Source organism: Mesorhizobium sp. (assembly GCF_024509055.1).
In the GTDB taxonomy this organism is placed as follows: Bacteria; Pseudomonadota; Alphaproteobacteria; order Rhizobiales; family Rhizobiaceae; genus Mesorhizobium.
On the sequence record NZ_JANINM010000490.1, the window covers coordinates 1 to 12,194 of the forward strand.

The following is a 12,194-nucleotide window of genomic DNA, read 5'->3' on the forward strand; positions in this document are numbered from 1 at the left end:
CCGCAAATGCCCGTCTCACGGCACCGCAGGCTGGCGGCGCTCGCCGGTCGCCATTGCCGGTTTCCGCTATCGGATGATCCAACCATTTGCGGCCTGAGCCTGTCATCGTTCGAACGACAACGCCCGCAGAAAGCTCAGCCTGATCACTCCGCGGCCTTTTTCCGTGCCACTGCCGCCGAAGCGAAACGCTCCCTCAACTCCTTGCCCTTGCCCGGCAGGGTCTTCTGGCGCGCGCGACCGAAAGCCAACGCATCGTCCGGCACGCTTTCGGTGATCACGCTGCCGGAGGCGACGTAGCCGCCCTTGCCGATGGTGACCGGGGCCACCAGCGAGGAATTCGATCCCACGAAGGCGCCCTCGCCGATGTCGGTGAAGAATTTCGAGAAGCCGTCATAATTGCAGGTGATGGTCCCGGCGCCGATATTGGCGGCGGCGCCCACACGCGCATCGCCGATATAGGTAAGGTGATTGACCTTGGCGCCCTCCTCGATCGTCGCTTGCTTCACCTCGCAGAAATTGCCGACCTTGGCCTTTGCCCGAAGATCGGCGCCAGGCCTAAGCCGCGCAAACGGCCCGACATCGGCGTTGGACGCTATTGTTGCGCCTTCGATATGGCTGAAGGCGTGGATCTTGGCGCTGGAGGCAATCTTGACGCCCGGACCGAACCAGACATCCGGCTCGACCACCGTGTCGGCGCCAATCTCGGTGTCATGCGAGAAGTACACTGTCTCCGGCGCGATCAGCGTCACGCCTGCCAGCATCGCCTCGCGCCGCCGGCGCGCCTGCCAGACACGCTCCGCCTCGGCGAGTTCGACACGGTTGTTGATGCCAAGCGCGTTTTCGAAGCTGGCTTCCGTGGCCACCACGGCCAAACCTTGCGCTCCAGCGATCTCAACGATGTCGGTCAGATAGAACTCGCCCTTGGCATTGTTGTTGCCGACCTTCTCGAGCAGTTGCAGCGCCTGCTTGCCGGCAATCGCCATCATCCCTGCATTGCAGAAGGTGATCTTCTTCTCGTCTTCGCTGCAATCCTTCTCCTCGATGATGGCAAACAGCTTTCCGCGCCTTTCGATCAGGCGCCCGTATCCAGTGGGGTTTGGGGTGCGGAAGCCAATGACGACCACAGACGCCCCTTCCGCCAGCTTCTGGCGCGCAACGGCCAGCGCTTCGGAATCGATGAGGGGCGTGTCGCCGAACATCACCAGAACATCGTCGTAATCTCTTGAAACCGCTTCGCGTGCGGCAAGGACCGCATGCGCGGTGCCGAGCCGCTTTTCCTGTACGAAGGTCTCGGCCTTCGGCGCGAATTTCTGTGCCGCCTTGCGCATCTCCTCGGCGCCGTGACCGATCACCAGCGCTACGCCCGTCGCTCCGGCCGCCTCCGCCGCCTTCACCACGTGAGCGACCATCGGCAGTCCGGCGATCGGATGCAATACCTTGGGCATCGCGCTTTTCATGCGCGTGCCTTCGCCGGCGGCGAGGATGACGGACAGGCAGGATCTCTGGCTCATGGACGGGCAACCATATGAAAGGGTTCAATCAATGCATGCTAGCAGCGGGTTGATGCTGCACCAATGCGGTTAAATTCCGGTGAGATGGTCGAGCAACCGGGTCTCGATCCGCGGCACCGCGATCGGCCATGGACGAGCGTGGAAACAAGCAGCAATGCGCCGCAACCAGCCGCCGCCGGATGCCCCTGCGCCACAAACCCTGACCGAGCTTTTCTGTCGGGCTTTTCCCGGCAAAGTCGGAAAAACCGACGGGGAAGACAGCTTAAAACCTGACTCAAAACGCGGGTAAATCACAATTGTTTAAATTCCGCATCGACGGATGATGAGTTCGTTAACCTTGCCGTCGCCAACAGGCCGCCGGCAACAAGGTAGCGAGTACGCACATCTCAGCAAGAGGATGCGGTTATGAAAAAGATCCTTCTCGTGGCAACAATCCTTGTTGCTTTTACTGGTTACTCCTCGGCGATGTCTGTCGGAAGTGGCAATGGCAACGGCAACACCGGCATCGGTAATGGCAACGGCAATGGCAACGGCAATTCCGGTGCCGCCAACGGTAATGGAAACGGCAATGGCAACACCGGCATCGGCAACGGTAACGGCAATGGGAATGGCAACACCGGTATCGGCAATGGCAATGACAATGGCAACGGCAATACCGGCATAGGTAACGGTAACGGCAACGGCAACGGGAATGGCGGCACTGGTGGAACCGGCGGCACTGGCGGAACCGGTGGAACTGGCGGGACCGGAGGCACCGGCGGGACCGGAGGCACTGGCGGCACCGGCGGGACCGGAGGCACTGGCGGAACCGGAGGCACTGGCGGAACCGGAGGCACCGGCGGAACCGGAGGCGTTGGGAGCAATAGCAGAAGCGGCTCTGCCCAGGCGGCGGTCTCGGTATTCTGCGGCGGTTTGGGTCACGCCCAGTTGGAAAGCATTTGCCCCAAGTGAACTGAAACGCCCGTTCGGCTAGGCGGCAAAGCCTCGCCTGCCAATGAGAAACCCTACAGGCTGTGGCGGGCTAGGTAAGCCCGCCAATCCGCGCTGCCTATCCCAGCCGCCCGAGTACCGGGAAATTCTCCAGAAGCCAGTAGGACACGCTCTGCACGCCGCCGGTAAGGAAGAACACCCCGGCGACGACCAAAAGCCCGCCGATCGCCTTCTCGACGCGGCCGAGATGGACTCGGAATTTTCCGAGGAAGCGCATGAAGGCGCCTGAAAAGAGAGCCGCGATCAGGAACGGGATGCCGAGGCCGAGCGAATAGGCGGCGAGCAGCAACGCGCCCTCGCCCACCGTTTCGCGGCCGCCGGCCAGGGTCAGGATCGGCCCGAGCACGGGACCGATGCAAGGCGTCCACCCGAACGCGAAGGCCAGCCCCATGACATAGGCGGCGATCGTGCTGGCTGGCTTGCCCTGCGACTGGAAGCGCGCCTCGCGCGACAGAAGCGGAATGCGCAGGATGCCCAGGAAGTTCAGGCCCATGATGATGATCAGCGCGCCGGCCACCATCGCCAGCGGCTCCTGCCAGACGCGCAACAGCCTGCCGATGGTAGATGCACCGGCGCCCAGCGCGACAAACACCGTCGAAAAGCCAAGCACGAAGGCGAGCGACGCGTAAAGCAGCGCGCCGCGCGCGCCTTCGCGCGCCGTCACGCTCTGATTGCCGCGGAAATCGTCGACCGAGACGCCGGCCATGTAACAGAGGTAAGGTGGCACCAGCGGCAGCACGCAAGGCGACAGGAACGAGATTGCCCCTGCCCCGACCGCGCTGACATAGCCGATGTCCAATGCCATGTGCTGACCCCGATTGTGCTGGCGCCGATATAGCGACGCGGTGGCTGCTCTGCCAATCACCATTGTGTGGCATGTCGCCGCCTCATGGAGGAAGAAACTCTCCCGCCTGTGCGTTGAAATGGACAGGCGCGCGATTGCCGCGTGCTGTTCCCAGGGAGAGATCGTCATGAAATCGATTGCGTTCGGGTTTGCCGCCCTCTTGCTCGGCGCTGTTGCGTCCCACGCCGCCGAAGCGTGGAAGGAAGCCGATGTCGGCGGCAAGAAGATCTTCACCGATGCCAAGGGCATGACGCTTTACACCTACGACAAGGACGAAAAGGGCAAGTCCAGTTGCTACGACAAATGCGCCGCCAACTGGCCGCCGCTGAAGGCCGAGGCCGGCGCCAAGGCCGAGGACGAATGGACGGTCATCGACCGCACCGACGGCACCAAGATGTGGGCCTATGACGGCAAGCCGGTCTACACATTCGTGAAGGACAAGAAGGCCGGCGACATGACCGGCGAAGGTATTGCCAACGCCTGGCACGTCGCCAAGGCCGATTGATATTTCCTGATATCGGGCTGGCCGTGCGACAAGGCGCAGGCGGCCAGTTCGATGCTGTCTGGATTTTGTCCGGGCGGCCCGGGTTCACCGTGAGTTGAAGCTTGGATGCCTGTATCCCTAAAAATGTGATCTTCGTCATACACTCTAAGAGTGTATCGCTTCTCGCGGCTTCGCAATTTGGCTGCGTCCCCTTGACCGATTGCAAAAGCGCGGCCATGTGAGCGACGAAAAGAGTGGGATTTCGTCGCGCCGCGGAATTTCTTCCGCCGCCTCACAATGATTAAGAGACCTCATGGACGTCGTCGTCGTCGAATCGCCGGCCAAGGCGAAGACAATCAACAAATATCTCGGCAAGAACTATAAGGTTCTGGCCTCGTTCGGCCATGTCCGCGATCTGCCCGCCAAGGACGGCTCGGTGCGCCCCGACGAGGATTTCGCCATGTCCTGGTCGGTCGATACCGCTTCGGGCAAGCGCCTTGCCGACATTGCCAAAGCGGTCAAGGACGCCGACGGGCTGATCCTCGCCACCGACCCGGATCGCGAAGGCGAAGCCATCTCGTGGCATGTGCTCGAAGTTCTCAAGCAGAAGCGGGCGCTGAAGGACAAGCCGGTCAGCCGCGTCGTCTTCAACGCCATCACCAAGGCCTCTGTCCTGGATGCGATGGCCAATCCGCGCCAGATCGACGCGCCGCTGGTAGACGCTTATCTCGCCCGCCGCGCGCTCGACTATCTCGTCGGCTTCACCTTGTCGCCGGTGCTCTGGCGCAAGCTGCCGGGCGCCCGTTCGGCTGGTCGCGTGCAATCGGTGGCGCTGCGCCTCGTCAGCGATCGCGAATCCGAGATCGAGCGTTTCATCCGCGAGGAATACTGGCAGATCGCCGCCATCCTCAACACGCCGCGCAATGACAGTTTCGAGGCGCGGCTGACCGCCTTTGCCGGCAAGAAGCTGCAGAAGCTCGACATCGCCAACAAGGAGCAGGCCGACGACATCAAGGGAATGCTCGAAGGCGCAACCTTCAAGGCACTTTCGGTCGAGGCCAAGCCGACCAAACGCAATCCTGGCCCGCCGTTCACCACCTCGACGCTTCAGCAGGCCGCCTCTTCGGGACTTGGCTTCTCGGCCACCCGCACGATGCAAGTGGCGCAAAAGCTCTATGAGGGCATGGATATCGGCGGCGAGACCGCCGGCCTCATCACCTATATGCGAACCGACGGCGTGCAGATGGCGCCGGAGGCGATCGAAGGCGCTCGCAACACCATCGTCAGCGAGTTCGGCGCAAAATATCTGCCCGAAAAGCCGCGTTACTACTCAGCCAAGGCCAAGAACGCCCAGGAAGCGCATGAAGCGATCCGCCCGACCGACTTCAAGCGCACGCCGGCTTCCGTCAGGCAATATCTCGACGCCGATCAGGCTCGCCTCTACGAGTTGATCTGGAAGCGCGCCATCGCCAGCCAGATGCAGCCGGCCGAGATCGAACGCACCACGGTCGAGATCGAGGCGGTCAACGGCGCCCGCACCGCCGAGCTGCGCGCGATCGGATCTGTCGTTCGTTTCGACGGCTTCATCGCCGCCTACACCGATCAGAAGGACGACGACGCGGAGGACGAGGAAAGCCGCCGCCTGCCCGAGATCCGCTCCGGCGAACAGCTAGCGCGTGAGGCCATCAACGCTACCCAGCACACGACCGAGCCGCCGCCGCGCTACTCCGAAGCCTCGCTGATCAAGAAGCTGGAAGAACTCGGCATCGGCAGGCCGTCGACATACACGGCGATCCTGAAGACCCTGGAGGATCGTGAGTACGTCACGATCGATAAGCGCCGCCTGGTGCCGCAAGCCAAGGGACGGCTGCTCTCGGCCTTTCTGGAAAGCTTCTTCGAGCGCTATGTCGAATATGATTTCACCGCCTCGCTCGAGGAAAAGCTCGACGAGATTTCCGATGGCAAGCTTGCCTGGAAGGATGTGCTGCGCGACTTCTGGAAGGATTTCTCTGGCGCGGTCGACGACATCAAGGAACTACGCGTCACCGACGTGCTCGATGCGCTCAACGATGAGCTCGCGCCGCTGGTGTTCCCTGAGCGTGAAGACGGCTCCAATCCGCGTATCTGCCCGAAATGCGGCACCGGGAACCTGTCGCTCAAGCTCGGCAAGTTCGGCGCATTCGTCGGCTGCTCGAATTATCCCGAATGCTCTTTCACACGCCAGCTTGGCGACGCCGCCAATCCCAATGGCGAGAACGGCAATGGCGACGACGGCGTCAAGCTGCTCGGCAAGGACCCTTATACCGCCGAGGAAATCACGCTGCGCAGCGGCCGCTTCGGCCCCTATATCCAGCGTGGCGAAGGCAAGGAAGCCAAACGCTCGAGCCTGCCTAAGGGCTGGACGCCCGAGTCGATCGATCACGAAAAGGCGCTGGCGCTGCTTGCCCTGCCCCGCGATGTCGGCAAGCACCCGGAGACCGGCAAGATGATTTCGGCCGGCCTCGGCCGCTACGGGCCCTTCGTGCTGCATGACGGCACCTACGCAAACCTGGAAAGCATCGAGGACGTCTTCTCGATCGGCCTGAACCGCGCGGTCTCGGTGATTGCCGAGAAGCAGCAAAAGGGCAAAGGCGGCCGCAACGGCAGCACGCCCGCGGCGTTGAAGGAACTGGGCGACCATCCCGATGGTGGCGGCAAGATCACCGTGCGCGACGGCCGTTACGGCCCTTATGTCAATTACGGCAAGGTCAACGCTACGCTGCCCAAGGGCAAGGATCCGCAATCGGTGACGGTGGAGGAAGCGCTCGCCTTGATCGCCGAGAAGGAAGCCAAGGGCGGAGGCGGCAAAAAACCCTTCCGCAGGGCAGCGAAGAAAGGATAGCAGGGCGTGGCGCGCAGGATCTCCGGAAGAAGCCACGGCGATCCGCGCGGCGCCGACACGAGGGCCAAGGTGGTCAAGGACGACTACCGGCCATCGCGCGACGAGGTCCTGCGCTATATCGCCGAAAATCCCGATCGGTCCGGAAAGCGCGAGATCGCCAAGGCGTTCGCGCTGCGCCGCGAGGACCGCATCTGGCTGAAGGACCTGCTCCGCGACCTGCAGGACGAAGGCCTGCTGACCAAGGAACGCAAGCGGCTTTCCCGCGCCGGCGCCGTGCCGCATGTCGCCGTGCTGGACATTTTCGGCCGCGACGCCGACGGTGTTCTGTTGGCGCATCCGACCGAGTACACCGGCTCCGGTTCGCCGCCCGTCATCGCCATCCGCATTTCGCGCGGCGCCAGCGGCCCCGCCCCGGGCATCGGTGACCGCGTTCTCGCCAAGACCTTCCCCTCCGAGGACACCAGCGGCCCGGCCTATACCGGGCGGGTGATGAAGGTCTTCGAGAAGCGCAGCGATGCAGTGCTCGGCGTCTTCCGTGTCCTGAAGGACGGTAGCTTCCGCATCGAGCCGGTGGAGCGCCGCCAGCCTGAATTGATCGTCGACAAGGAATTCCAGAACGGCGCGAAGAACGGCGATCTCGTCGAGGTCGAGCCCGCGCGCGCTTCGCGCTATGGCCTGCCACGCGCCAAGGTTCTGGCGGTGCTCGGCTCGCTGAACAGCGAGAAGGCGGTCTCCATGATCGCCATCCACGCCCATGACATCCCGCATATTTTTCCGGCCGATGTGATTGCGGAGGCCGATGCGGTGAAGCCGGCAGCGCTGGCTGGCCGCGAGGACTGGCGCGACCTGCCGCTGGTGACCATCGATCCTGCCGACGCCAAGGACCATGACGACGCGGTCTTCGCCACACCCGACACGGATGAGAAGAATCCTGGCGGCGTCATCGCCACGGTGGCGATCGCCGATGTCGCGGCCTATGTCCGCTATGGCACGCCGCTCGACCGCGAGGCGCTGAAACGCGGCAACTCGGTCTATTTTCCGGACCGTGTGGTGCCGATGCTGCCAGAACGCATCTCGAACGACCTCTGTTCGCTGCGTGAAGGCGAGGACCGACCGGCGATCGCCGTTCGCATGACCTTTTCGGCGGAAGGCCGCAAGCTCAGGCACTCCTTCCACCGCGTCATGATGAAATCCGCGGCCAAGCTTGCCTACCAGCAGGCACAGGCTGCGATCGACGGCGCGCCGGATGACAAGACGCGGCCCATCCTCGACAGCGTCCTGAAGCCGCTGTGGGATGCCTATGCCGTGCTGAAGCGCGGCCGCGACGCCCGCCAGCCGCTGGAGCTCGACCTGCCGGAACGCAAGATCCTGCTCAAGCCGGACGGCACGGTCGACCGGGTCGTCGTGCCGGACCGCCTCGACGCCCATAAGCTCATCGAAGAGTTCATGATCCAGGCCAATGTCGCGGCGGCCGAGACGCTGGAAGCGAAGAAGGAGCCGCTGGTCTATCGCATCCACGATGCGCCTTCGCTCGCCAAGCAGGAATCGCTGCGCGATTTCCTCCAGACACTGAGCCTGTCGCTGGCGCGCGGCGCGCAGATGAGGCCAAGCCAGTTCAACGGCATTCTGGAGCGCGTGCGCGGCGCCGACAACGAAGCGCTGGTCAACGAGGTGGTGCTGCGTTCGCAGAGCCAGGCAGAATACTCGCCCAAGAACATCGGCCATTTCGGCCTCAACCTCAGGCGCTATGCGCATTTCACCTCGCCGATTCGCCGCTATGCCGACCTGATCGTGCACCGCGGGCTTATCGCCGCGCTCGGCCTTGGTTCCGGCGGCCTGACGCAGGTCGAGGCCGATCGGCTGGAGGAAGTCGCGGCGCTGATCTCGGCCACCGAACGCCGCGCCATGGCCGCCGAACGCGACACGGTCGACCGTCTGATCGCGGCTTACCTTGCCGAGCGCGTCAACGATACCTTCGACGCGCGCATCTCCGGCGTCACCAAGGCGGGACTCTTTGTCCAATTGCCTCAGTACGGCGCGGATGGCTTTATCCCGGTGTCAAGCCTGAACGGCGACTACTATATCTACGACGAAACGGCCCGATCGCTGTTCGGGGAGCGCACCGGCAAGGGTTATCAGCTTGCCGATCGCGTCGAGGTTCGGCTGGTCGAGGTCGCACCAATGGCCGGCGCGATGCGTTTCGAGATGCTGAGCGACCCCAAGCCACTGCCAGGCTCAAGGCGGTCGTTCCACAAGGCCAAGGGCCGCGCCCGCGCGTCGCAGTCGCGATCCGGTCCGCGCGGCAGGAGACGATAGATGGAAGAACAGGTTTTTGGCGGTGAGCACCATTCAGGCCGTGTCGCGCGCCCGCTGTGGACGGCGATCAAGCGCGGCATGCTCGGCCGCTGCCCGCATTGCGGCGAAGGCAAATTGTTCCGCGCCTTCACCAAGACCGTCGACAAATGCAGCGTCTGCGGCGAGGAGATTCACCACCATCGCGCGGACGACCTCCCTGCCTACCTCGTGATCGTCATCGTCGGCCACATTGTGCTCGGCTCCTTCATGGGCGTCGAAGCCATGACCACGCTTTCGAACGTGCAGCACGCCCTGATCTGGGTGCCGCTGACCATCATCCTCGCCCTCGTCCTGCTGCAGCCGGTCAAGGGAGCTGTCATCGGTCTGCAATGGGCGCTTTATATGCACGGCTTCGGCGGCGAGAAGGACGAGTTCGAACCGCATTCCCAGGCCTAGGAACGGGCTGGTTCAAAGGCCCGAGCACGCAAGCCACTTTCCCAGGCGGGAAGTTTCGGCTAGGTCGAGCGCATGAATGGAATGACCAAGGCGGATATCGACAAACTCGATAAGGGTCTGGCCGTGCACAGCGGCCGGCCGCTTCGTCCGCGCGATGCCGCAACCCTCATCCTGCTCGACCGCAAGGGCAAGGACGTTCTGGTGCTGATGGGCCGGCGCCATGCCGGCCATGCCTTCATGCCCGGAAAGTTCGTCTTTCCCGGCGGCCGCACCGACCCCGCCGACAGCCGCATTCCCGTGGCCGCTCCCCTTCACCGGGAGGAAGAGGCGCGGCTGGCCAATGGTCCCGGGCGGCCGAGCGCCGCGCGCGCCCGCGCCATCGCCCTGTCGGCAATTCGCGAAACTTATGAGGAAGCCGGGCTGCTGATCGGCCGCAAGGGCGTCTTCGCGACGACCAAGCGCGACTGGCAGGGCTTTGTCGAGCACGGCGTTGCCCCATCGCTGGACATGCTGCGCTTCGTTGCCCGCGCCATCACCCCTCCCAACCGCGTGCGCCGTTTCGACACGCGCTTCTTCAGCGCCTGGCGCGACGACGTCGCCGTGGAATTGCCCGACGGCGGCCCGACCAACGAGCTGGAAGAACTCGTCTGGCTCTCCTTGGCCGAGGCCCGCAAGGCCGATATTCCCGATATTACCCGGATGATCCTGGAGGAACTGGAGAAGCGGCTCGCCCACGATCCCTTGCTGCGTCCTGGCGGGCCCGTGCCTTTCTTCAGGCTCGTCCGCAACCGCTTCCTCCGTGAAGTCCTTTAGAAATTGAGCATTTGCATCTCATGACGGTCGATACCCAGCAACAGGGCGACGAACGCGTACACTGGCTACCGATGATCGCCGCGATCTCCTCGATCAGCGTCGTCGGCATAGCCATCGGCCTCGGCATGCCGCTGCTCAGCGTCATCCTCGAATCGCGAGGTCATTCGGCCTCGATGATCGGCCTCAACACAGCCGTCGCCGGCCTCGCCTCGATCGCCGGCGCGCCGCTCGCCACCCCGCTCGCCATGCGACTCGGTGTCGCCTGGACCATGCTGTTGATGATCGCCGCCGGCGCGCTTGCCTTTGTCGGCTTCCACTTCGCGCCTGATTTTTGGATGTGGTTCCCGCTGCGCGTCGTGCTGCACATCTCGCTGACGGTGCTGTTCATCCTTTCGGAGTTCTGGATCAGCACATCCGCGCCGCCGCAGCGTCGCGGTCTGGTGCTCGGCATCTATGCCACGGTGCTGTCGCTCGGTTTTGCCGCCGGCCCCTGGCTGTTCGCTCATCTCGGCTCGACCGGTTTCCTGCCTTTCGGCGTCACCATAGGACTGGTGACGCTTGCCGCCATCCCGGTGATCGCCGCGCGCAACGAGAGCCCGGCGATCGTCGCCGACGGCGAAACCAGCCACTTCCTGCGCTATATCTGGATGGTGCCGACCGCGACATTCGCGGTGCTGGTTTTCGGCGCCGTCGAAACCGGCGGTTTTGCGCTGTTTCCCGTCTATGGCAGCCGTATCGGTTATTCCGAGGCCGACGCCGCTCTGTTGCTCACCATGATCGGCCTCGGCAACGTGCTCCTGCAGATCCCCATCGGCATGATCAGCGACCGCGTTTCGGACCGGCGCTACCTGCTTCTGGCTTGCGCCACGGTCGGGCTCATCGGCACGATCTTCATGCCCTACTTCGCGCAGAACTGGCACTTGATGGCCGCGCTGCTGTTCGTCTGGGGCGGCGTCGTCGCGGCCATGTACACGATCGGCCTCGCGCATTTGGGATCGCAGCTTTCCGGCCACGAACTGGCGTCCGCCAATGCCGCCTTCGTGCTCTGCTATGGCGTCGGCATGGTGCTTGGCCCGCAAGCGATCGGCATCGGCATGGACGCTTTCGGACCCTCCGGCTTCGGCTGGTCGCTCGCCCTGTTCTTCGCGGCCTACATGGCCCTGGTCAGCGTCAGGCTGGTGCGAAAGATTCTTTGAACAAAGTCGCCGGAGCACGGGGCCATGCTGACATCACCATGTCAGCAGCACCCCTGCTATACCGTCGCTCCAACGCAGGTAGAGCGAGGAGAGACGGAAATGATCGACAGCGGCTTTGAAACCAGATCTCTCAGGATGGAATTGCTTCTGCTGGTCAGCTTCCAGGCGCCGGCCGCGGATGTCGAGCGCATCATGGAAGCAGTGGTGGCAATCACGCCGCTTCGCATGGGCAAGTATGACGGCAATGCCTATCAGTCCGCGCAAGGTATCGAGCGCTACAGGCCGCTCGAAGGGGCGGCCGCCGGCGCCGAAAGAGAGTTGCGCCGCCGGCCAGGCACGGTCGAGGTCTCGTTCGAGATCCCCGACGACCAGCCGCTCGCCGCCCGAGTCGTCGAGGCGATATTCCAGGCCCATTCCTACCAGGAGCCGGTGATCCGTATCTCGCCGCTACTTGCCAGCCGTTCCAAGGGGCTCGACGACCGCGCCAATCCGAACCGCTGGTGGAACACGACGGGAGATTGGAAGAAGGCCGTGGTTCTGGCCGGTCACGGCGCGTGACGGCGGGAAATGGCCGGCGTTGGCTTGTAGGGATCCGGCGCTGGCTTGTAAGGATAAGGTCTCTGGCGTCACGCGGCATGGCATCCATGCCGGCTTGGGCTTGACTTTCCAGGCGCGTTCTTTATGTGTCGCGCCAAGTTTCCCGCGTCCGGGTGTTTTCCCCGTG

10 protein-coding genes are annotated in these 12,194 nt (G+C 63.6%); 8 read left to right on the plus strand and 2 right to left on the minus strand.

Annotation, left to right across the window (positions count from 1 at the left end; all coding sequences use genetic code 11):
- Positions 1 to 143: 143 nt before the first annotated feature.
- Complete coding sequence (glmU, locus tag Q0L57_RS28835) at positions 144 to 1,511, minus strand: bifunctional UDP-N-acetylglucosamine diphosphorylase/glucosamine-1-phosphate N-acetyltransferase GlmU (protein ID WP_296746489.1); 1,368 nt, start codon at positions 1,509 to 1,511, stop codon at positions 144 to 146.
- Positions 1,512 to 1,916: 405 nt separating this feature from the next.
- On the opposite strand from glmU, the gene Q0L57_RS28840 reads away from it, so the two are divergent.
- Positions 1,917 to 2,462: a hypothetical protein gene (locus Q0L57_RS28840; RefSeq protein WP_296746490.1), complete on the plus strand. Its 546-nt coding sequence runs from the start codon at positions 1,917 to 1,919 to the stop codon at positions 2,460 to 2,462.
- Between the two features lie 97 nt (positions 2,463 to 2,559).
- Here Q0L57_RS28840 and Q0L57_RS28845 read toward each other — a convergent pair whose 3' ends face one another.
- The gene (locus Q0L57_RS28845; protein WP_296746491.1) at positions 2,560 to 3,306 is read right to left on the minus strand and encodes a cytochrome c biogenesis CcdA family protein; all 747 of its coding nucleotides are present in this window, start codon (positions 3,304 to 3,306) and stop codon (positions 2,560 to 2,562) included.
- 166 nt (positions 3,307 to 3,472) lie between these two features.
- Here Q0L57_RS28845 and Q0L57_RS28850 point away from each other — a divergent pair, with 166 nt between their 5' ends.
- The 7 genes from Q0L57_RS28850 to Q0L57_RS28880 all read left to right on the plus strand — a co-directional run bounded on the left by Q0L57_RS28850 (position 3,473) and on the right by Q0L57_RS28880 (position 12,028).
- The gene (locus Q0L57_RS28850) at positions 3,473 to 3,850 is read left to right on the plus strand and encodes a hypothetical protein (protein WP_296746492.1); all 378 of its coding nucleotides are present in this window, start codon (positions 3,473 to 3,475) and stop codon (positions 3,848 to 3,850) included.
- A 292-nt stretch (positions 3,851 to 4,142) separates the two neighbouring features.
- Entirely contained in the window at positions 4,143 to 6,710 is a 2,568-nt protein-coding gene (gene topA / locus Q0L57_RS28855) for a type I DNA topoisomerase (RefSeq protein ID WP_296746493.1), read from the plus strand.
- A gap of 6 nt (positions 6,711 to 6,716) precedes the next feature.
- Positions 6,717 to 9,026, plus strand: coding sequence for a ribonuclease R (gene rnr / locus Q0L57_RS28860; RefSeq protein WP_296746494.1), 2,310 nt, complete (start codon positions 6,717 to 6,719; stop codon positions 9,024 to 9,026).
- A complete protein-coding gene (locus tag Q0L57_RS28865; protein WP_296746495.1) occupies positions 9,027 to 9,461 on the plus strand; it encodes a DUF983 domain-containing protein in 435 nt (144 codons plus the stop codon).
- Positions 9,462 to 9,533: 72 nt separating this feature from the next.
- Positions 9,534 to 10,274 carry an NUDIX hydrolase gene (locus Q0L57_RS28870; protein ID WP_296746496.1) on the plus strand — a complete coding sequence of 247 codons (741 nt, stop codon included), beginning with the start codon at positions 9,534 to 9,536 and terminating at the stop codon, positions 10,272 to 10,274.
- Positions 10,275 to 10,294: 20 nt separating this feature from the next.
- Positions 10,295 to 11,470, plus strand: coding sequence for an MFS transporter (locus tag Q0L57_RS28875; RefSeq protein ID WP_296746497.1), 1,176 nt, complete (start codon positions 10,295 to 10,297; stop codon positions 11,468 to 11,470).
- Between the two features lie 99 nt (positions 11,471 to 11,569).
- Positions 11,570 to 12,028: a hypothetical protein gene (locus Q0L57_RS28880; RefSeq protein ID WP_296746498.1), complete on the plus strand. Its 459-nt coding sequence runs from the start codon at positions 11,570 to 11,572 to the stop codon at positions 12,026 to 12,028.
- Positions 12,029 to 12,194: the final 166 nt, after the last annotated feature.